This window comes from Pseudomonas machongensis (genome assembly GCF_034961125.1).
In the GTDB taxonomy this organism is placed as follows: domain Bacteria; phylum Pseudomonadota; class Gammaproteobacteria; order Pseudomonadales; family Pseudomonadaceae; genus Aquipseudomonas; species Aquipseudomonas machongensis.
Genome location: NZ_JAYFUI010000197.1, coordinates 71,497 through 95,960, shown reverse-complemented (window position 1 = coordinate 95,960; position 24,464 = coordinate 71,497). Strand labels below are relative to the sequence as shown.

The following is a 24,464-nucleotide window of genomic DNA, read 5'->3' as shown; positions in this document are numbered from 1 at the left end:
ACGTTATAGAGGAAGTTTCACACGCGTAAAAGAAATAAGAATTCATATTCTTATTCCTGTTTTGGCAGTCCGTGCTTTGTCCCCCCTTACCCTGTCACCCCTCGCACCCCCGATCCTTTAGCGTGGCGCCATTTCCGACTGGCAAAAGCAGGATGCTTACCCATGCGCTTCAGCGAACTGATGGCTGTGCTCTCCACCCGTGCGATCCGACTTCAGCGTGACGATCAGGACCTCGTCGTCCATGGTGACGACGATGCCCTGGATGACGCCCTGTGGGACGCATTGGCCGCACACAAGCCGGCGTTGCTGGAGATGCTCGCCCGGCAGAACGACGACTGGCTGAGCCCGGCGTTCAAAATTACCCCGCAGATGCTGCCGCTGGTGGACCTGGACCAGCAGGCCATCGACCGCATTGTCGCCAGCATTCCCGGCGGCGCTGCCAACGTACAGGACATCTATCCCCTGGCGCCGCTGCAGGAGGGCATGCTCTACCACCACCTCTCCGCCGATGCGGGCGACCCCTATCTCTTGCAGGCACAACTGCGCTTTGCCGACCAGGCACACCTGGATGCCTTCGCCGATGCGCTGGACTGGGTGATCCAGCGCCACGACATCCTGCGCACCTCGATGTACTGGGAGCGCCTGGACGAGCCGGTGCAAGTGGTCTGGCGCGAAGCACCGCTGGTGCGCGAAGCACTGCAACTGCCTGGCCAGGACGAGCCGCTGGCGCAATTGCGCCGGTTGCACGACACCCGCCACTATCGCCTCGACCTGCGCCAGGCACCGCTGCTGCGTCTGGTGCATGCCCGGGGCACAGGCGAGGAGGTCGTCGCCCTGTTGCTGTTCCACCACACGGTGATGGACCACACCGCACTCGACATCGTGCGCCGCGAGATCGGCGTCTGGCTGGCTGGCAATGCCGAGCAGGTTGGGCCGGCGGTGCCGTTTCGCAACCTTCTTGCGCAGGCGCGCCAGGCGCTGGACGTGCCGGCGCATGAAGCGTTCTTCACCGCGATGCTGGCCGATATCGACGAACCTACCCTGGCCTTCGGCGTGGCCGACGTCGAGGATCAGGCCGTGGAGGAAGCCCGCCTGACCCTCGAGCGCGGGCTGAGCCTGCGCCTGCGCGTCCAGGCACGCCGCTTGGGTGTGAGCCCTGCGGCCATCGCTCACCTGGGCCTGGCCCGGGTCCTGGGCCAGTTGTCCGGGCGCGAGGCGGTGGTGTTCGGCACCGTGCTGCTCGGGCGCATGGAGGCCGGCGAGGGCGGCGAACAGGCGCTGGGCATGTTCATCAACACCTTGCCGTTGCGCATCGATGTTGGCGAGCACAGCGTGCGCCAAGGGCTGCAGGCGACTCACACGCGCTTGACCGGCGTGCTCGGCCATGAACAGGCGCCGCTGGCACTGGCCCAGCGCTGCAGTGCGGTGGCGGCGCCTGCGCCGCTGTTCAACACCGTCCTCAACTATCGCCATAGCGATGCCGCCGACGCTGCCGAAGTCATCGACATCGCCCCTGGTATCCAGGTGCTGGGCGCCGAAGAACGCACCAACTACCCACTGACGATCAATATCGACGACCTTGGCGAGGACCTGCGCATCACCGCCCTGGTCGCTGGCGGGCTAGGCGCCCAGCGTCTCGCGGGTTACCTGGCGCGGGCGCTCGAGCAGATCGTCGAGGCCCTGGACAGCAATCCAGAAGCGCCGCTGAACGGCATCGATATCCTGCCCGCCGACGAGCGCGAGCAACTGATCCATGGCCAGAACCGCCCCTTGCTCGAGTTCGCCCTGACGCCGTTGCTGCACCAGCGTTTCGAGGCCCACGCCCAGGCGCGTCCGCAGGATACGGCGCTGATCTTCGAGCAGCAGAGCCTGAGCTACGGCGAGCTCAACCAGCGTGCCAACCAACTCGCTCATCGCCTGATCGCACTGGGCATCGGCCCGGATGACCGCGTGGCGATCTGCGTCGAGCGTGGCCTGGGCATGCTGGTCGGCCTGTTGGGCGTGCTCAAGGCCGGTGCGGGCTATGTGCCTATCGACCCGGCCTATCCTGCCGAGCGTATTGCCTTCACCTTGAGCGACAGTGCCCCGCGGGCCATCCTCACCCAGGCGGACAGCCTGGCGCTGTTGGGTGAGGTGGCGGCGCCGGTGATCGACCTGGACGACCCGTCGCTGCAGCTACAGCCCACCGGCAATCCGATGCTCGCTGGGCTGCTGCCTTCGCACCTGGCCTATGTGATCTACACCTCCGGCTCCACCGGCCTGCCCAAGGGCGTGATGGTCGAGCATGGCAATGTCTCGCGCCTGTTCTCGGCGACCCACGACTGGTTCGCCTTCAACCGCCAGGACATCTGGGCGCTGTTCCACTCCTTCGCCTTCGATTTCTCGGTCTGGGAAATCTGGGGAGCGCTGGCCTTCGGTGGCCAGTTGCTGATCGTGCCGCAACGCATCAGTCGCTCGCCGGACGAGTGCTACGCCTTGCTTTGCCGCACCGGCGTCAGCGTCCTCAACCAGACTCCCAGCGCCTTCCGCCAACTGATCGCGGCGCAGGAACGCAGCGAACTGCAGCATTCCCTGCGCCAGGTGATCTTTGGCGGCGAGGCGTTGGAGCCCGGGCTGCTCAAGCCCTGGTATGCACGCATCGGCAATGCCGGCACGCGCCTGGTGAACATGTACGGCATCACCGAAACCACCGTGCACGTCACCTACCGCCCGCTGCAGGCGGCCGATGCGCAACTGGTGGGGGTAAGCCCCATCGGTTCGCGTATTCCCGACCTGCAACTGTATGTGCTGGACGCCCGCCGTCAGCCTGTACCGACCGGTGTCACCGGCGAGCTGTACGTGGGTGGTGCCGGTGTCGCCCGCGGCTACCTGAATCGCGAGGCGCTCAGTGCCGAGCGCTTCATCGCCGACCCGTTCAACCCTGGCGGGCGTCTGTACAAGACCGGCGACCTGGCGCGCTGGGCCGCCGATGGCAGCCTGGATTACCTGGGCCGCAACGACGACCAGGTGAAGATCCGCGGTTTTCGCATCGAGCTGGGCGAGATCGAGGCACGCCTGGCGGCGTGTGAAGGTGTGCGCGAGGCCGTGGTCATGGCGCGCCGCGACAGCGCCGGCGAGCAGCGCCTGGTCGCCTACTGGCTGGCCGCGGCAGGCGCCGAGCCCGATGCGGCGGCACTGCGTGACAGCCTGCTGTGCCACTTGGCCGAGTACATGGTACCGGCGGCCTTCGTGCGCCTGGAGAGCTTCCCGCTGACCGCCAATGGCAAGCTCGACCGCAAGGCCTTGCCCGAGCCCGATGGCGAGGCCTTTGCCCGTCGCGCCTTCGAAGCGCCGCACGGCGAGGTGGAGCAACGCATCGCGACCATCTGGCAACAGTTGCTGGGCCTTGAGCAGGTCGGTCGGCACGACAACTTCTTCGAGCTGGGCGGCCACTCGCTGCTGGCGGTCAAGCTGGTGGAGCGCATGCGCCAGCAGGAACTGGCGGCCGATGTGCGCGTGCTGTTCGGTCAACCGACCTTGTCGGCACTGGCGGCTGCGGTGAGCGCCGATCTACCGGCGCAGGTGCCGATCAATCGCATTCCGGCGAACTGCCTGCGCATCGAACCGCAGATGCTGCCACTGGCCAACCTCAGCCAGGACGAGATCGACGCATTGACCGCCGGTATCCCGGGCGGTACTGCCAATGTCCAGGACATCTACGGCCTGGCACCACTGCAGCAGGGCATCCTCTACCACCACCTGGCCAGTTCCGGGGCCGACCCTTACGTGCTGCGGGCACGCTTCGCCTTTGCCGGTGAAGTGGAGCTGCAAGGCTTCGTCAAGGCGCTGGATGCGGTGATCGCCCGCCACGATATCCTGCGCACCAGCCTGCACTGGGAGGGGCTGCAGGAAGCGGTGCAGGTGGTGCATCGCCAGGCGCAACTGCCCGTGACAGAGCATGCCGACCTGCAGCGCCTGGACCTGACACGCGCGCCGTTGCTGCAACTGGTGCGCCATGCCCAGGGTGAGCGCCTGGAGGCGACCTTGTTGCTGCACCATATCCTGCTCGACCATACCGCCGTCGAACGGCTGGTGGCGGAGGTGGGTGCTGCACTGCAGGGCCAGCCAGTGCACATCGACAGCGTGCCGTACCGCAACTATGTGGCGCGTGCGCGACTGGATGCCGATCCTGCGGCCGATGAAGCGATGTTCAGCGAGATGCTGGCAGATATCGACGAGCCGACCGAGGTCTTCGGCTTGCGCGATGTGCAGGGCAATGGCGTGGAGGTGGTCGACAGCCACCAGGCGCTGGACGGCACACTGGCAGGGCGCCTGCGCGTGCAGACCCGCGCGCTGGGGGTGAGCGTCGCCAGCCTGGTGCACCAGGCCTGGGGGCAGGTATTGGCGCAACTGAGCGGGCGCAGCGAGGTGGTGTTCGGTACTGTGCTGCTGGGACGCCTGCAGGGTGGCGCCGGGGCAGATCGGGCGCTGGGCATGTTCATCAACACCTTGCCGCTGCGGGTCAGTGTCGATGCCGTTGGCGCCGCCGAGGGTGTGCGTCGTACCCACCAGCGCCTGGCACGCCTGCTCGGTCACGAGCAGGCATCGCTGGCGCAGGCCCAGCGTTGCAGCGGTGTGCCGGCGTCCCAGGCGCTGTTCACCAGTTTGCTCAACTTCCGCCACAGCAGCGCCAAAGGCGCAGGGGACGGCCTGGGTTGGTCGGGCATCGAGCTGTTGGCCTCGCGTGAGCGCAGCAACTATCCGCTGGTGGTCAACGTCGACGATCTGGGGCAGGGCCTGGAACTGACCGTGCAGGCTGTGCCGCAGGTCGATGGCGCTCAGGTGTGCGCCTTGCTCGGGAGTGCCCTGGCGAACTTGGCCGATGCCCTGGAGACTGTCCCGGAAACACCCCTGCACGCGGTGTCCTGCCTGTCGCCCGAGGCGCGCGAGCAGGTGCTGCACGGATTCAACGCCACCAGCCGCGCCTACCCACGCGAACACGCGGTGCAGAGCTTGTTCGAGGCGCACGCCGCCCAGACCCCGGACGCGGTTGCCGTGGTGCACGGTCAGCGCCACTGGCGTTACGGCGAGCTCGATCAGCACGCCAACCGGCTGGCTCGTCACCTGCTGGAACTGGGCGTGCGCCCGGGGCACCGTGTGGCGCTGCTGCTGCCGCGCTCCTTCGACCTGCTGGCCAGCCAGTTGGCCGTGATCAAGTGCGGTGCGGTCTATGTGCCAATGGATGCCAATGCGCCCGCCGAGCGTCAGGCGTTCATGCTCGAAGACAGCCGCGCCACGCTGTTGCTGACCCAGGCCGATCAGCCGCAGGTCGGCGCCACGCGCCGGGTAGAGCTGGATACGCTGGAACTCGCAGCCTATCCCGCCCATGGCCTGGACGTTGCCGTGGATGCGCGGGCTGCGGCCTACATCATGTACACCTCCGGCTCTACCGGCCTGCCCAAGGGTGTGCTGGTGGCCCATCGCTCGATCGTGCGGCTGGTCATCAACAACGGCTTCGCCGACCTGCAAGGCGATGACCGCGTAGCCTTTGCTTCCAACCCGGCATTCGACGCCAGCACCCTGGAGGTCTGGGCGCCGCTGCTCAACGGCGGGCGCGTGGTGGTGATCGATCAGCATCAGGTGCTGTCGCACGAGGCCCTGGGCCAGGCATTGCTGGAGCATCAAGTCACGGTGCTGTGGCTGACCGCCGGGTTGTTCCATCAGTACGCCGCGCACCTGCTGCCGGTGTTCCGCTCGCTGCGCTACCTGATGGTCGGAGGGGATGTGCTCGATCCCCAGGTGATTGCCCATGTACTGCGCGAAGGCGCTCCGGCGCACCTGCTCAACGGTTATGGCCCGACCGAAGCCACGACCTTCAGTACCACCCATGAAATCCTCGCAGTGGGCGAGGGGGCGATCCCGATTGGCCGGCCAATCGGCAACAGCCTTTGCTATGTGCTCGATGCGCGGCGCCAGCCAGTGCCGATCGGTGCCGTCGGTGAGCTGTATATCGGTGGAGATGGGGTTGCCCTGGGCTACCTGAACCAGCCGGCCTTGACCGCCGAACGCTTCTTCGAAGACCCGTTCAGCGAGACGCCAGGCGCACGCCTGTACCGCAGCGGCGACCTGGTAAGTTGGCAGGCTGATGGCACCTTGCGTTACCTGGGCCGTAACGACCAACAGGTCAAGCTGCGCGGCTTCCGTATCGAGCTGGGTGAGATCGAAGCGCGTCTCGCAGCGTGCGCCGGGGTACAGGAAGCCGTGGTACTGGTGCGTGAAGAAGCCCCGGGCGACAAGCGCCTGGTGGCCTGGTTCAGCACTGAAGGCCGCGTCCCGCCGATCACCGAGCTGCATGCGCAATTGCAAGGCCAGTTGCCTGACTACATGCTGCCGTCGGCCTATGTCCATGTCGGCCAGTGGCCGTTGACCGCCAACGGCAAGCTGGATCGCCAGGCGTTGCCGCAACCAAGTCAGGCCGCGGTGGTGAGTCGTGCCTTCGCCGCGCCGGAGGGCGAGGTGGAGATCGCGCTGGCGGCGATCTGGGCCGATGTGCTCAAGGTCGAGCGTGTTGGCCGGCATGATCACTTCTTCGAGCTGGGTGGCCATTCGCTGCTGGCCGTCAGCCTGATCGAGCGCATGCGCAAGGTCGGCCTGGCCGCCGATGTGCGCGTGCTGTTCGCCCAGCCGACCCTCGCCGCGCTGGCCGCTGCGGTGGGCAGCGGGCGCGAGGTGCGGGTGCCGGATAACCGCGTACCGGCCGGCGCCTCGCAGATCACCCCCGAAATGCTCAGCCTGATCGAACTGGACCAGGCCACCATCGAGCGCATCGTCGCCACGGTACCGGGCGGGGCTGCCAATGTGCAGGAAATCTACCCCCTTGCCCCGTTGCAGGAAGGCATTCTCTACCACCACCTGAGTGCCGGCCACGGAGACCCCTACCTGCTGCAGTCACGCCTGGCCTTCGACACCCTCGAGCGCCTGCAGACCTGGGCTGATGCCTTGCAGCAGGTCATTGACCGGCACGACATCCTGCGCACCTCGCTGATCTGGGAAGGCCTGGCGCAGCCGGTGCAGGTGGTGTGGCGCCAGGCGAAGCTGGCCGTGGTGCCGGTCGAGCTGGAGGGCGAAGGCGAGGTCATCGACCAATTGCAGGCGCGCTTCGACGCCCGTCAGCATCGGATCGACCTGTCCCAGGCACCGTTGATGCGCCTGGTCTACAGCCAGGACCTGCGCAACAGCCAGGTCGTGGCAATCCTGTTGTTCCACCATCTGGCCCTCGACCACACTGCGATGGACGTGGTTGGCGCCGAAATGCACTCCCTGCTGTTCGGCGATGTGGCCAAGCTGAATGCGCCGGTGCCGTACCGCAACTACGTGGCCCAGGCGCGCCTGGGCAGCGATGCGGCCGGCGCCGAGGCGTTCTTCCGTGACATGCTCGGTGATATCGACGAGCCGACCCTGCCATTTGCCCAGCAGGATGTGCAGAGCGAAGGGCACGGCATCGCCGAGGCGCACCAGGCCCTCGATGGCGCGCTGGCCCGACGTCTGCGAGAACAGGCGCGTACCCTGGGCGTAAGCGCCGCAAGCTTGATGCACCTGGCCTGGGCGCGCCTGCTCGGCGTGTTGGCCAATCGCAGCGAGGTGGTCTTCGGCACGGTGCTGATGGGCCGGCTGCAAGGCGGCGAGGGTGCCGACCGGGCACTGGGCGTGTTCATCAACACCTTGCCGCTGCGGGTCGACACCCAGGTGGCGGTGGCCGAAGCGGTGCGTGCCACCCATGCCCGTTTGTCTGCACTGCTGGGCCATGAGCATGCGTCGCTGGCCATGGCCCAGCGTTGCAGTGGCGTACCGGCCGGGCAACCGCTGTTCAGCGCCTTGCTCAACTACCGCCACAGTGCTGCCGATGCGCCACGCGATGGCGAGGGTATCTGGCAGGGCGTGCGCCTTCTGGGCGGCGAGGAGCGCAGCAACTATCCGCTGACCTTGAGCGTCGATGACCTGGGTGAGGGGTTCACCCTGAGCGTGCTGGCCGTCGCGGACATCGGCGCCGAGCGTGTTGCGCAGTGGATGGCCAACAGCATCACGCGACTGGTCGAGGCGCTGGAGCAGGCACCGGGCACACGGCTGGATGACCTGTCGGTGCTGGGCGCCGATGAGCGTCGCCGTCTGCTGGTCGATTTCAACCCCCGTGCCCGTGATTATCCGCAGGGCCAGACCGTGCATGCGCTGGTCGAGGCCTGCGCGGCCCGCTCACCACAGGCTCAAGCGGTGGTGCAGGGCGACGAAAGGCTCAGCTATGGCGAGCTCAATCGTGCCGCCAACCGCCTGGCCCACCACCTGATCGGGCTGGGTGTGCAGCCCGGTGCCCGGGTTGCCTTGTGCCTGCCGCGCACGCCGCAGCGCCTGGTGGCACTGCTGGCGGTGCTCAAGGCGGGCGCCGCCTATGTGCCGGTCGACCCCGGCTACCCGGCCGAGCGTATTGCCTATCTGCTCGAGGACAGCGCCCCGGTACTGGTGCTCGCCGACACGCACCAGCACAGCTTGCCGCCGCACGTCGCACGTCTGGACCTGGACCAGGGCGCCTGGCAGTCCGCTGCCGAGCATGACCCGCAGGTGCCGGGCCTGGACGCCGATGCGCTTGCCTATGTGGTCTACACCTCCGGCTCCACCGGCCAGCCCAAGGGCGTGATGGTCGAGCACCGTACCCTGGCCAACCTGGTGCACTGGCACTGCGAGGCCTTTGCCGTGCGCGCCGGTAGCCACACCTCCAGCGTGGCCGGCTTCGGTTTCGACGCCATGGCCTGGGAAGTCTGGCCGGCCTTGTGCGCCGGCGCCGTGGTGCACCTGCCGCCCGCAACACTTGCCAACGAACAGGTCGATGCCTTGCTCGACTGGTGGTTGCAGCAACCGCTGCAGGTCAGCTTCCTGCCAACCCCGGTAGCCGAGCAGGCCCTGCGTCGGGAGCGTCAGCACGCCAGCCTGCGGACGCTGCTGATCGGCGGTGACCGTCTGCGCCAGTTCGAGCGTGATCCAGGCTTTGCCGTGATCAATAACTACGGCCCGACCGAAACGACCGTGGTCGCCACCTCGGGTCAGGTGCAGGTCGGTGGCGCACTGCACATCGGCACCGCCATCGCCAATACCCAGGTCTATGTGCTCGACGAACGCCGCCAGCCGGTCCCGGTCGGCGCGGCGGGCGAGCTGTACATCGGTGGTGACGGGGTTGCCCGCGGCTACCTGAACCGGCCCGAACTGACCGAGCAGCGTTTCGTCGCCGATCCGTTCAGCTCGCGGGCTGGAGCGCGGATGTACCGCAGTGGCGACCTGGTGCGCTGGAACGCCGATGGCACCCTCGACTACCTCGGGCGTAACGACGACCAGGTAAAGATACGTGGCGTACGTGTCGAACTTGGCGAGATCGAAGCGGCCGTGGCCGCCCAGCCTGGCGTACGTGACGCGGTGGTACTGGTGCGCGGCGAGCGGCTACTGGCCTGGTACACCGCGAACGCACCGGTCGATGGCCTGCGCCAGGCCTTGCAGGCCAGCCTGCCGGGCCACCTGGTGCCGTTGGCGTTCATCCGCCTGCAGGCCTTGCCGCTGACCCGTCACGGCAAGCTCGACCGCAGGGCGCTGCCAGACCCGGATCCGGCCGACCTGCCGGTTGCGGCCTATGCAGCACCGCAGGGCGAGACCGAGCAGGTCATGGCGGCGGTCTGGGCCGAGCTGCTGGGCCTGGAGCGGGTAGGGCGCCATGACAACTTCTTTGAACTGGGTGGGCATTCGCTGCTCGCGGTCAGCCTGATCGAGCGCCTGCGCCAGCAAGGCCTGGAGGCCGATGTGCGCTTGCTGTTCGGCCAGCCGAGCGTGGCGGCGCTGGCCGCAGCGCTTGGCCAGGGCCGCCAGGTACAGGTGCCGGCCAACCGTATAGTCCCCGGCTGCACCCGTATCACACCCGACATGCTCAGCCTGATCGAACTGGACCAGACCGCCATCGACCGTGTGGTGGCAAGCGTACCCGGCGGCGCGGCCAATGTGCAGGACATCTACCCCCTCGCGCCGCTACAGGAAGGCATTCTCTACCATCATCTGAGCGCCGCCGGAGCCGACCCGTACCTGCTGCAATCGCAGCTGGTATTCGACAGCCCGGCGCGACTGCAGGCGTTTGCCGGCGCGCTGGAAAGCGTCATCGCCCGTCACGATATCCTGCGCACCGCAGTGCTGTGGGAAGGGCTGGCGCAGCCGTTGCAGGTGGTCTGGCGCCATGCCCAACTGCCGGTGATCGACATCGCCAACGAGCCTGCGCAGCGTTTCGACACCCTGGCGCTGAACCAGGCGCCGCTGGTGCGCCTGCTCTATCGCCGTGCAGGAACGCGCATCGAGGCGACCTTGCAGTTCCATCACCTGGTGCTCGACCACACGGCGCTTGAGGTGGTGCGCGCAGAGATGCTCGGTTACCTCCGCGGGCTGCCTGCGCCGAGCGAGCCGGCCGTGCCGTACCGCAACTATGTGGCCCAGGCGCGCCTCGGTGTCAGCGAGGCCGAGCACGAGGCGTTCTTCCGTGAACAACTGGCCGATATCGACGAGCCAACCCTGCCGTTCGGCCTGCGTGACATCCAGGGTGATGTGCGCAATATCGAGCAGGCTCAGGTACACCTGGCCCCTGACCTGAACCAGCGCCTGCGCAGCCAGGCACGCCAGCTCGGCGTGAGCACTGCCAGCCTGCTGCACCTGGCGTGGGCACGTCTGTTGGGCAGTGCCAGTGGTCGCGACAACGTGGTGTTCGGCACGGTGTTGCTGGGGCGCATGCAAGGTGGTGCAGGCAGCGGGCACGGCCTGGGCATGTTCATCAACACCTTGCCACTGCGCGTTGACCTGGCGGGGCTCGGCGTACGTGAAGGCGTGCGTGCCACCCACGCACGGCTGAGCGCGCTGCTGACCCACGAGCATGCCTCGCTGGCCCTGGCCCAACGTTGCAGTGGCGTGGTCGCACCCATGCCGCTGTTCAGCGCCATGCTCAACTACCGGCACAGCGCCAGCGCTGCCGAGACCGAAATCCAGCGTCAGGCTTGGCAAGGCATCGAGACACTGGCCAGTGAAGAACGCACCAACTACCCCTTGAGCCTGAACGTGGATGACCTCGGCGATGGCCTGCGCCTGACCGTGCAGGTACTGCCCGCGGTAGGGGCCGAGCGGGTCTGCGGGCAGCTGCAGCAGGTGCTGACGGGCCTGGTGGATGCCCTTGAGCGTCAGCCCGACCTGGCGCTGAACCAACTGCCGGTGCTGGAGCACGAAGAGCGCCAGCGCCTGCTGGTTGGCTTCAACGACACCGCCGTAGGCTACGACCTGGAGCAGACGGTGCACGGGATGATCGAGGCCCAAGTCGAACGCACGCCTGAGCGCATCGCCCTGATCGCCGAGCAACACCAACTGAGCTACCGCACGTTGAACGCCGAGGCCAACCGTCTGGCCCATCACCTGATTGCACTCGGGGTGCAGCCGGACGACCGTGTGGCGATCTGCGTCGAGCGCAGCGCTTCGATGGTCATCGGTTTGCTGGCGATCCTCAAGGCCGGCGGCGCCTATGTGCCGGTTGACCCGGATTACCCGGCCGATCGTATCCGCCATATGCTCACCGACAGCGCGCCAGTTGCGGTGTTGGGGCATGCGGCGACTCGCGAGATGCTGGCGACGTTCGAGGTGCCGCAGGTCGATCTGGATGTGCCGGTGTGGCAAGCGCTTTCCAGCGACAACCCTCAGGTTGCGGGCCTTACGCCGCAACATCTGGCCTACGTGATCTACACCTCCGGCTCCACCGGCCTGCCCAAGGGCGTGATGAACGAGCACGCCGGGGTGGTCAATCGCCTGCTCTGGACCCAGGACGCCTACGGACTGGGCGCCGATGACGTAGTGCTGCAGAAAACCCCATTCAGCTTCGACGTATCGGTATGGGAGTTCTTCTGGCCGCTGCAGACCGGCGCACAACTGGTGATGGCGTGCCCGGGCGGCCATCGCGATCCGCAGTACCTGGCCGACGTCATCGCCGAGCGTGGCATCACGACCCTGCACTTCGTGCCGTCGATGCTCGATGTCTTCCTCGCCCACGGCGACCTGCAGGCCGCACGCCTCAAGCGCGTGCTGTGCAGCGGCGAAGCGTTGCCCGGCAGCCTGGTGCGGCGCTTCAAGGCGCAGTTGCCCAGCGTTGAGCTGCACAACTTGTACGGCCCGACCGAAGCGGCAGTGGACGTCAGTGCCTGGCATTGCGCCGAGCCACTGGAGCAGACCCCGGACAACACCCCGATCGGCAAACCGATCGCCAACACCACGCTGTACGTGCTCGACGCCCAGGGCCAGCCAGTGCCGCAGGGCGTTGCCGGTGAGCTATATATCGGCGGCGTACAGGTTGCCCGTGGTTATCTGAACCGCGAGCAACTGAGTGCCGAGCGCTTCCTCGAAGACCCCTTCAGCACCCGTCCTGGCGCACGTTTGTACCGCACCGGGGACCTGGCCCGGCACCTGGCCGATGGCACCCTGGAGTACCTGGGGCGTAACGACGACCAAGTCAAGATCCGCGGCCTGCGCATCGAACTGGGCGAGATCCAGGCCTGCCTGACCCGCATTGCAGGGATCAAGGAGGCGGTAGTGCTGGCGGTGGATCAGCGCCTGGTCGCCTATTACACCGGTGCCGTGGAGCCCGTCGAGGGCATGCGCCAGCAGCTGTCGGCGCAACTGCCGGAATTCATGGTCCCGGCGCTGTTCATGCACCTGGACGCCTTGCCGCTGAGCCCCAACGGCAAGCTCGACCGCAAGGCGCTGCCGGCCGCCGCCGTGGCCGATGCGCGTCCCTACGAGGCGCCACAGGGCGATACCGAGCAGCTGCTGGCCGCGCTCTGGAGTGAGCTGCTGGGCGTGGAGCGAGTAGGGCGGCACGACAACTTCTTCGAACTGGGAGGCCACTCGTTGCTGGCGGTGACCCTGACCGCCCGCCTGCGCCAGGAGGGCCTGGAGGCCGATGTGCGCGCGCTGTTCGAACAACCGACCTTGGCAGGCTATGCCGCCATCACAGACAGAATGGAGATCGTCCTGTGAGCATCAACGACCTACTGGCGACATTGTCAGCCAACGATATCCAGCTGGCGCTCAAGGATGGCCAGCTGGTGGTCCAGGGCAACCGCCAGGCGCTGACCGATGCGAGCCTGGTAGCGCGCCTGCGTGAACACAAACCGGCGCTCATCGCGCTGCTCGAGCGCGGTGAGTACGTGGCCAGGGCAGGCAATGTCGGCGCTCCGCCCAACGCCATCCCGGCCGACTGCACGCGGATCACCCCGGCACTGCTCAACCTGGCCGAGCTCGACCAGGCGGCCATCGATGCGCTGGTCGGGCAGATTCCCGGCGGCCATGCCAACGTGCAGGACATCTACCCGCTGGCGCCCCTGCAGCAGGGCATTCTCTATCATCACGCCAGCGCAGAGGGCAGCGACCCTTACGTGATGCAGTCGCGCTTCGCCTTTGCCAGCCAGGCCCATCTGCAGGCGTTCGTCGAGGCGCTGCAGGCGGTGATCGACCGCCACGATATCCTGCGCACCTCGGTGCATTGGCAAGGGCTGGAGGCGCCGCTGCAGGTCGTCTGGCGCGAGGCCCGGCTACAGGTGTGCCGAGGTTTGCCACTGGACGAGCGTATCGACCTCGGCAAGGCACCGCTGATCCGCCTGCACTGCGAGCCTGCGGCCAGCGACGGTCGCGTGCAGGCCACGCTGCAGTTCCACCATATCGCCATGGACCACAGCGCCCTCGAGGTGGTGCGTCACGAAATGCAGGCCGTGTTGCGCGGCGATGGCCACCTGTTGGGCGCGGCAGTACCGTTTCGCAATTACGTCGGCCAGGCCCTGCTGGGCGTCAGCCAGGCGCAGCACGAGGCGTTTTTCCGCGAGCAACTGGGGGATATCGTCGAGCCGACGCTGGCCTACGGCCTGCAGGACGTGCAGGGTGACGGCAGCGCGCCGCACGAAGAAAGCCTGAGCCTGGCGCCGGCCCTGTGCGACGGCCTGCGCAGCCAGGCGCGGGCGCTGGGCGTGAGCCTGGCAAGCCTGTTCCACCTGGCCTGGGCGCGGGTGCTGGGTGGCCTGACCGGGCGCGAGCAGGTGGTGTTCGGCACCGTTTTGATGGGCCGCCTGATGGGCGCGGAGGCCAACGACCGTGCACTGGGCATTTTCATCAATACCTTGCCACTGCGGGTGGACCTGGCTGGTCTGGACCTGATCACGGCGGTCAAGGCCACTCACCAGCGTCTGACCACCCTGATGCGCCATGAGCACGCGCCGCTGGCCCTGGCCCAGCGTTGCAGCGGCGTTGCCGCGCCAACGCCATTGTTCAACGCCTTGCTCAACTACCGTCACAGTGCGCCGGTTGCCGATGGCCAGGCCCGTGCGGCGTGGGAGGGCATCGACGTACTGACCAGCGAAGAGCGCACCAACTATCCGCTGACCCTGAGTGTCGACGACCTGGGCGATGCCCTGCGCCTGACCTTGCTGGCAACGGCTGAAGTGCCGAAGCAGCGGGTCTGCGCCTATCTTGAGAAAACCCTCGAAAGCCTGGTACAGGCCCTGGCACAGAACCCAGGGCTGAATGTCGATCGGCTGGACATGCTGCCCGCTGTCGAGCGCGAGCGGGTGCTCGAGACCTTCAACGACCACCCGGGTGACACCGACACCGTGCTCACGGTGCACCAGCGCATCCAGCACCAGGCCCGCCAGCAGCCCGATGTCGTGGCCGCCACCTGCGCAGGCACCGCGCTGAGCTACGGTGAGCTGGAACTGCGTGCCAATGCACTGGCTCAACGCCTGGTCATGCTCGGGGTGCAGCCTGAAGACCGCGTGGCGATTCTGGCCCGGCGAGGTCTGGACACCCTGGTCGGCCTGGTGGCGATCCTCAAGGCCGGCGCGGGTTACGTGCCGATCGACCCCGCGCATCCCGACGAACGCATCGCCTATCTGCTCGATGACAGCGCCCCGAGCGTGGTGCTGACCCAGCACGATCTGCGCGCGCGCCTGGGCCAATGCCCGGTGCCGGTGATCGAGCTCGACCGGGCAGACTGGCCGTCGAGCGAGCACGCCCCGCAGGTCGATGGCCTGGCTGTCGGCAACCTTGCCTACGTGATCTACACCTCCGGTTCCACCGGCCTGCCCAAGGGCGTGATGGTCGAACATCGGACCCTCAACAACCTGATCGACTGGCATTGCCGCGCCTTCGACCTGTGCCAGGGCCGTCACACCTCGAGCCTGGCCGGCTTCGGCTTCGATGCCATGGCCTGGGAAGTCTGGCCGGCCCTGTGCGCCGGCGCGACCCTGCATATCGCGCCGCCAAGCGAACAGGGCGAGGACATCGACGCCTTGCTCGCCTGGTGGCGCGGCTGCCAGCTGGATGTCAGTTTCCTGCCGACGCCGGTGGCCGAATACGCCTTCAGCCACCAGATCGATCACCCGACCCTGCGCACCCTGCTGATCGGTGGTGACCGCCTGCGGCAGTTCACCCGTCACCCCGGATTTGCCGTGATCAACAATTACGGGCCCACCGAAGCCACGGTGGTCGCAAGCTCCGGGGCGATGGTGCCTGGCGGCGTGCTGCACATCGGCGCACCGGTCGATAACGCCCGGCTCTACGTGCTCGATGCGCACCACCAGCCGGTGGCGCAGGGGGTGGCCGGCGAGCTGTACATTGGTGGCGCCGGGGTTGCCCGGGGTTACCTGAACCGCGCGCAGATGACGGCCGAGCGTTTTCTCGATGACCCGTTCAGCGCGCAACCGGGCGCCCGCATGTACCGTACTGGCGACCTGGTGCGCTGGCTGGATGACGGCACCCTCGACTACCTCGGGCGCAACGACGACCAGGTGAAGATCCGTGGCGTGCGCATCGAGCTGGGTGAGATCGAAAGCCGCCTGGCAGCCCTGCCAGGCATCAATGAAGCCGTGGTGCTGGCCCGCGAGGACCAGCCGGGGCAGCCGCGGCTGGTGGCCTACTTCACTGGCCAGGACAGCGTCGAGGTGGCCGCGCCTGCACAACTGCGTACACAGCTGCAGGCGCACTTGCCCGATTACATGGTGCCGGTGGCCTTCGTGCGGCTCGAGTCGCTGCCGCTGACGGCCAACGGCAAGCTCGATCGCCGGGCGCTGCCGGCACCCACCCGCGCCGACCTGTTCGAGCGTCGCTTCGAGGCGCCCCAGGGTGAGCTGGAGCAGACACTGGCGCAGATCTGGCAGGGGTTGCTGCAGGTCGAGCGGGTCGGGCGGCATGACCACTTCTTCGAGCTGGGCGGTCACTCGTTGCTGGCCATGCGCCTGGTTGCCCAGGTTCGTCAGCGACTCGGTGTGGAGCTCACGCTGGGGACACTGTTCGCCCAGGCCGAGCTGGCGGCGATGGCCGAGGTAGTGGCGGGGGCTGCGCGCAGTGAGCTGCCGCCGGTGCTGGCGGTGGCACGCGAGCAGGCGCTGCCGTTGTCGTTCGCCCAGCAGCGCCTGTGGTTCCTGGCACAGATGAACGGAGCCAGCCAGGCCTACAACATTCCCCTGGCACTGGAGCTGTGCGGCGAGCTGGATGCCGACGCCTTGGCGCAGGCCCTGGTGGCACTGGTCGAGCGTCACGAGGCGCTGCGCAGCGAGTTCTTCGAGGTCGATGGCGAGCCGCGGGTACGGCTGTCAACGCAGCGCCTGGTGGTGCAGCGCGAGCAGGTGCCTGGGGCCGATGAGCAGCGCCTGCGTGCACTGGTGCGTGAAGAAGCTGCGCGGCCGTTCGCGCTCGGCGAGGCATTGCCGCTTCGCGCTCGCCTGCTGCAGATGGCGCCACAGCACCATGTACTGCTGCTGACACTGCACCATATCGTCGCCGATGGCTGGTCGATGGGCGTGCTGACCCGTGAGCTGAGCGCGCTGTACCAGGCACTGCGCGAAGGCCGCGAGGCGCGACTTGCGCCGTTGCCGATCCAGTATGGCGATTACGCGATGTGGCAGCACCGTTGGCTGCAGGGCGAGGCGCTGCAGCGCCAAGGCGAGTTCTGGCGCAACAACCTGGCCGGTGCACCTGCGCTGCTGAGCCTGCCGACCGACCGACCGCGTCCGGTGCGCCAGGATTACGCAGGCGACAGCGTGCGTATCCGCCTCGACGCCCGACTGGCAGACGATCTCAAGGCCCTGTGCAAGCGCCACCAGGTCACGCCGTTCATGCTGTTCATGGGCGCCTGGTCGGTGCTGCTGGCTCGTTTGTCGGGGCAGGGCGAGGTGGTGATCGGTACGCCGGTGGCCGGGCGTCGGCAGGCTGAGGTCGAGGGGGTGATCGGGCTGTTCGTGAACTCTTTGGCCATCCGCCTGGATCTGGCCGATGCGCCGGATGTCGGCACCTTGCTGGCGCGGGTCAAGGCCCAGGTACTGGCCGCACAGGAGCATCAGGACTTGCCGTTCGAGCAGGTGGTGGACCTGATCAAACCATCGCGCAGCCTGGCCCACACGCCGCTGTACCAGGTGTCGCTGGAGTGGGAGGGCGGTCATGATTTCGCCGCCGGGCTGGACGGCTTGAGCCTGCGCAACCTCGGCCAAGGGCAGGGCTTTGCCAAGTTCGACCTAAGCCTGAGCCTGGGCGAGACCGCAGATGGCTTCGGCGGCGCATTGAACTATGCCACCGCGTTGTTCGACCGGGCCACGGTAGAGCGCTACTGCGGGTATCTGGACCAACTGCTGTGGGCCATGGCCGGCAGCGACGGCGCGGTGCTGGCAAGCGTTGCCCTGCCGGATGCGCAGGAGCGTCGTCGACTGTTGGTCGACTACAACGACACCGCCGTAGGCTACGACCTGGAGCAGACGGTGCACGGGATGATCGAGGCCCAAGTCGAACGCACGCCCGAACGCATCGCCCTGCGTGCCGAAACCGGACAGTTGACCTACCGCGCACTGAACGCCGAGGCCAACCGTCTGGCCCATCACCTGATTGCACTCGGGGTGCAGCCGGACGATCGCGTGGCGATCTGCGTAGAGCGCAGCGCTTCGATGGTCATCGGCTTGCTGGCGATCCTCAAGGCGGGCGGCGCCTATGTGCCGGTCGACCCGGATTACCCGGCCGATCGTATCCGCCATATGCTCACCGACAGCGCGCCGGTGGCGGTGTTGGGGCATGCGGCCACTCGCGAGATGCTGGCGGCGTTCGACGTGCCGCAGGTCGATCTGGATGAGCCGGTGTGGCAAGCGCTTTCCAGCGACAACCCCCAGGTTGCGGGCCTTACCCCGCAACATCTGGCCTACGTGATCTACACCTCCGGCTCCACCGGCCTGCCGAAGGGTGTGATGAACGAGCACGCCGGGGTGGTCAATCGCCTGCTCTGGACCCAGGACGCCTATGGCTTGGGCGCTGATGACGTAGTGCTGCAGAAGACCCCGTTCAGCTTCGATGTGTCGGTGTGGGAGTTCTTCTGGCCTTTGCAGACCGGCGCACAACTGGTGATGGCCCGCCCAGGCGGGCACCGTGACCCGGGCTACCTGCGCCAGGTGATCGCAGCCGAATCGGTAACGACCCTGCATTTCGTCCCTTCGATGCTCGATGTGTTCCTCGCCTATGGTGATGCCGAGCCTGCAGCGCTACGCCGGGTGCTGTGCAGCGGCGAAGCGTTGCCCGGCAGCCTGGTGCGGCGCTTCAAGGCGCAGTTGCCCAGCGTCGAGCTGCACAACTTGTATGGCCCGACCGAAGCGGCAGTGGACGTCAGTGCCTGGTATTGCGCCGAGCCACTGGAACAGACCCCGGACAACACCCCGATCGGCAAACCGATCGCCAACACTACGCTGTACGTGCTCGACGCCCAGGGCCAGCCAGTGCCGCAGGGCGTGGCTGGTGAGCTGTACATCGGCGGCGTGCAGGTCGCCCGCGGCTATCTGAACCGCGAGCAACTGAGTGCCGAGCGCTTCCTCGAAGACCCGTTCAGCACCCGCCCTGGCGCACGCCTGTACCGCACCGGGGATCTGGCCCGGCATCTGGCCGACGGCACCCTGGAGTACCTGGGGCGCAACGACGACCAGGTGAAGATCCGCGGCCTGCGCATCGAACTGGGCGAGATCCAGGCCTGCCTGACCCGCATCGCAGGCATCAAGGAGGCCGCTGTGCTGGCCCTGGACCTGCCGCCCGCCGGCAAGCGCCTGGTGGCGTACTACACCGGAGCTGTGCACACGGCAGACACATTGAAGGGGCAGTTGCTGGCTCAACTACCCGAGTTCATGGTGCCTGCACAGTTCGTGCATCTGCCTGCACTGCCGCTGAGCCCCAACGGCAAGCTGGACCGCAAGGCCCTGCCGATTCCCGCCGTCGAAGCCTTGCAAGGCCAGGCCTACCAGGCCCCCGAAAGTGATAACGAGCGCCTGCTCGCCGAGTTGTGGGGCGAGTTGCTGGGTGTGGAGCGGGTAGGGCGTCCCGACAACTTCTTCGAATTGGGTGGCCATTCGCTGCTGGCCGTGACCCTGGTCGCTCGCCTGCGCGCCCGAGGGTTGGCCTTGGATATCCAGGGGCTGTTCACCGAGCCGAACCTGGCGGCCCTGGCCGCGACGGTCGAGACCCTCGACGAGGTGCAGGTGCCTGCCAACCGCATCGCCGCCGACTGCCCGCACATCACGCCTGAGCTGCTGCCGCTGGTGGCGCTGACGCAAGAGGCGATCGACCGCATCGTCGGCCAGGTAGCTGGCGGTACCGCCAATGTCCAGGACATCTATCCGCTCGGGCCGCTGCAGGCGGGCATGCTCTATCACCATCTGGCCGGTGAAGGTGAGGCGGCCTACGTGCTGGAGGTGCGTTTCCTGCTCGCCGATCGGGGTCGTTTGCAGGCGCTGCACCGCGCCTTGGACCAGGTGATCGAGCGCAACGATATCCTGCGCAGCGCCTTCCACTGGGATGGCCTGGCTGAGCCTGTGCAGGTGGTCTGGCGCCGTGCTCCGCTGGATGTCGTGCAGGAGGGGGATGCCATCGAGCCTCGCCGCTTCGACCTGGCCCGCGCACCGCTGTTGCGCCTGGTACACCGTACCGAGCCGAGTACCGGCCGAATCAGCGCCACGCTGCTGTTCCACCATCTGGTCATGGATCACGTGGCGCTCGAGGTGTTGCGCAGCGAACTGCAAGCCTGCCTGCTAGAGCAGGCCCATGCCCTGCCAGCGGCGGTGCCTTACCGCAACTACATCGCCCAACTGCAGCGCGGGGCGGGCGAGGCGGCCCATGAAGCCTTCTTCCGCGAGCAACTGGCCGACATCGACGAACCGACCCTGCCTTACGGCGGTTATGCAACGCCACACCAGGATGCCGTGGCGCAGCACCATCAGCGCCTCGACCATGCGCTGAACCTGCGCATTCGCGAACAGGCGCGACGCCATAACGTCAGCGCTGCCAGCCTGATGCACCTGGCCTGGGCACAGGTGCTAGGGCAACTGAGCGGGCGCGACAGCGTGGTATTCGGCACCGTGCTGCTCGGTCGGGTGCAGGGTGGCGAGGGCGCCGAGCGCGCCTTGGGCGTCTACATCAATACCTTGCCACTGCGCCTGGACCTTGCCGGACAGCCCGTGTTGGCAGCCTTGCAGCAAGCCCACCAACGTCTGACCGGCCTGCTGGCCCATGAGCACGCTCGCCTGGCGCTAGCCCAGCGCTGCAGTGGCTTGCCTACGGGGGCTGCGCTGTTCAATGCATTGCTCAACTATCGCCATGGCTCGCTGGCCGGGCAGGGCGAGGCGGCGCGCCAGGCCTGGGAGGGCATCGAGCTGGTCGAGGCGCACGAGCGCAGCAATTACCCGCTGGCGTTGAGCGTCGATGACCTGGGCCTGGCGTTCGAGCTGACCGCGCAAACCGCACAGGGCATCGACGCCCGGCGGATCTGCAGCTACGTGGAGCATGCCCTGCACCTTCTGCTGCAGGCGCTTGAGACCGGCGCCTGCGAAGGGCTCGAGCGCCTGAGCGTGGTGCCGCTGGCCGAGGCTCGGCAGTTGCACGAGGCCTTCAACGCGACCACCCGCGACTACCCGCGCGACTTGCCAGTGCATCGCCTGTTCGAACAACAGGTCGCACGGCATCCATTGTCCATCGCCGCCCGTGACAGGGCGCACAGCCTGACCTACGGCGAGCTCAACGAGCAGGCCAACCGCCTGGCTCATTACCTGATCGAGCAAGGCGTGGCGCCGGGCGATCATTTGGCGATCCTGCTGCCGCGTTCGTTGGCACTGCTCCAGGCTCAGCTGGCCGTCGCCAAATGCGGTGCGGCCTACGTGCCGCTGGACATCCATGCGCCGGCCGAGCGACAGGGCTTCATGGTGCAGGACTGCCAGGCCGTAGCGCTGATCTGCGACAGCTCGGCGACCCTGAGCTACCGCGCGCGCCGCATCGACCTCGATCGCCTGGACCTGAACCGTCAGCCCGGTCATAACCCAGGGCTGGCCCAGGGTGGGGATACGGTCGCCTACGTCATGTACACCTCCGGCTCCACCGGCACGCCCAAGGGCGTGCGCGTGCCCCATCGTGGCATCGCTCGCCTGGTGCTCAACGATGGCTACGCCGACTTCAGCGCCCAGGACCGTATCGCTTTCGCCTCCAACCCCGCGTTCGACGCCAGCACCATGGATGTCTGGGGTGCGCTGCTCAATGGCGGCCAGGTGTTGGTGATCGACCATGACACCTTGCTCGACCCTGTGCGTCTGGGCGTGGCCCTGCGTGAGGGGGGCGCGACAGTGCTGTTCGTCACCACGGCGTTGTTCAACCAGTACGTGCAGATGATCCCTGACGTGCTGGCAGGGTTGCGCGTGCTGCTATGCGGTGGCGAGCGAGCCGATCCGGCGGCGTTCCGCAGCTTGCTGGCGCAGGCACCGGACTTGCGCCTGGTGCACTGCTATGGGCCGACCGAAACCACCACCTATGCCACCGCCGGGCAGGTTCGCCATGTGCCGGCCGACGCCGAGCTGGTGCCGATCGGGGGACCGGTCGGCAGTACCCAGGTGCATGTGCTGGACGCGCACCTGCGCCCGCTGCCGCTGGGGGCGGTAGGTGAGTTGTACATCGGTGGCGACGGCGTGGCGCTGGGCTACCTCAATCGCCCGGAACTCACCGCCGAGCGCTTTATCGACGACCCGTTCAGCCCGCAGCCTGGCGCACGCCTGTACCGTACCGGCGATCTGGGCCGCTGGCGCGACGACGGCCAGTTGGAGTGCCTGGGGCGCAACGACGACCAGGTGAAGATCCGCGGTTTCCGTATCGAGCTGGGCGAAGTCGAGCAGCACCTGGCGCTGTGTCCAGGCATTGGCGAAGTCGTGGTCATGGCGCTGACCCTGACGCAGGGGCCGGCTCACCTGGTGGCCTGGTTCACCCGCACAGACCCGACCCTCGATGCCGCCGCTGTGCGGGGTTGGCTGCAGGGACGCCTGCCGCCGTACATGGTGCCGTCGGCCTGCATCGTGCTCGATGCGCTGCCGTTGACCAACAATGGCAAGATCGACCGCAAGGCGCTGCCGCGTCCGGCGATGCAGGACCTTGCCGAGAGCCGTTACGAGGCACCAGCCACTGCGCTGGAACAACAGCTCGCGGCGCTCTGGGCGCAGGTGCTGGAGATCGGGCAGGTGGGGCGGCATGACAGCTTCTTCGCCCTGGGCGGTCATTCGCTATTGGCCATCCGCCTGGTGGGCCTGTTGCGCGGACAGGGGCTGCAGGTCTCGCTCGCCGAGCTGTTCCAGCATGCCAGCGTGGCGGCATTGGCCGAGCATCTGCAGGCGGCGACACAGCAAACGGACCTGGTGTGCGTGCGCGCCGAGGGCGACGCACCGGCACTGTTCCTGACCCACGAATTCAGCGGCATGGACTTCTACTTCCCGGTACTGGGCCAGCAACTGGAGGGTGACTTCCCGATCTATGGGGTGCCGGGCCTGGCCTTGGGCGAGGCGCAGCCGGACACCCTGGAGGCCCTGGCCCGCGCGCAACTGGAGCGCATCCGCCGGGTTCAGCCTCACGGCCCTTACCGGCTTGCCGGCTGGTCGTTCGGCGGCTTGCTGGCCTATGAAATCGCCGCGCAACTGCTGGGGGCGGACGAGCAGGTCGAGTTCCTGGGCTTGATCGACACCTGGCAGCCACGCCTGGTCGACCAGGGCAAGGCACGCTGGCAAGGCGCGCGCCTGTTGCAACAGCAACTGCTGCTGCATTGCGCCGGACACTGGCAGGGGCTCGGCACGGCAGGCGCGCAGCAGCTGGCCAGGGTCAATTCCTTGGACGATGGCCAGGCCGACTTCACCACCTTGCTCGCCGCCTGCCGTGAACAGGGCTTGCTGTATGCGGAACTTGCCGCTGCAAGCGACGACGAGCTGAAGCTGTTCTTCGAACGCGAAATTGCCCACGGCCATGCCATGGCCCATTACCGTCCCGAACCGCTGGGCATCGCCATCCACTTGCTGCGCGCCGAACAAGGCGTGCAGCGTCACGGTGATCAGCCATTGCTTGGCTGGGAGCGCACGGTGCCGGCCGGTCAGGTCCGGTGCATCGAGGTGCCGGGCGATCACCTGAGCATGATGCAGGCGCCGCACGTACAGGTGCTGGGCCGTGCGCTCGGCACGGCGCTGCAGGCGGCCCGCGCGGGTATCGGTGAGAAACCGCCGGCGGCGTATCAGCCGCTGGTGGCGATTCAGAGCGGGCAGGGCGGCCATGCGCCGCTGTTCTGCGTGCCGGGTGCCGGCGATAGCGTGACCAGCTTCATCGGCCTGGCCGAGGCCCTGGGCACCGACTGGCCGGTGTACGGCCTGCAAGCGCGTGGCCTGGATGGCACCGCCACACCACACAGCAGCATCGACGCCGCGGCGGCTTGCCATGTCCAGGCCATCGAAGCGCTGTACCCGCAGGGGCCGTTGAACCTGGTCGGGCATTCCTTTGGCGGCTGGGTGGCGCATGCCATGGCGGTGCGTTTGCAGGCACAGGGGCGGGAGGTGCGCTCACTGACCTTGATCGACAGCGAGTCACCCGGTGGCAACAGCGTCTGCGGTCGGCCCTACACCGCAGGAGCAGCGTTGGACCGGCTGATCGAATCGTTGCAGCTGGCCAGTGGGCGCTCGCTGGAAATCGACCGCCAGGCCTTTGCCGCACTGGACGATGAGCAGCAGCTGGAGCGCTTGCACCAGGCCATGGTTCGCGGCGGGCTGATGCCGGCGCGTTCGTCTGTCAGGGCGTTGCACGGAATCACCCGCACCTTCTCCAGCGCGCTGCGTACGCCGTACCCGGCGCAGGCCGGCTACAGCGGCCCGGCCAGCCTGGTACTGGTGGCCGACGCGACCCTGGATGCGGCTGGCAACCAGCGCGAACAGGCGGCGATGCTTGCCGGTTGGCAGCGCCTGCTGCCGCAACTGGCGGTGTGGCATGGGCCTGGCAACCACTTCAGCATCCTCAAGGCCCCGGATGTGTTCAGCCTTGCGGCCTGGTGGCACGACGGGCAGGCGCTGCAGCGGGTCACTCATTGA

The 24,464-nt window shown here is 67.4% G+C and carries 2 protein-coding genes; both read left to right on the top strand.

What is annotated here, in order from left to right; genetic code table 11:
* Positions 1-162 precede the first annotated feature (162 nt).
* Positions 163-13,065, top strand: a complete 12,903-nt coding sequence (locus VA602_RS26160) for a non-ribosomal peptide synthetase (protein ID WP_323454736.1) — start codon at positions 163-165, stop codon at positions 13,063-13,065.
* Positions 13,062-24,464, top strand: coding sequence for a non-ribosomal peptide synthetase (locus tag VA602_RS26155; protein ID WP_323454735.1), 11,403 nt, complete (start codon positions 13,062-13,064; stop codon positions 24,462-24,464). The genes VA602_RS26160 and VA602_RS26155 overlap by 4 nt, the downstream gene beginning before the upstream one ends.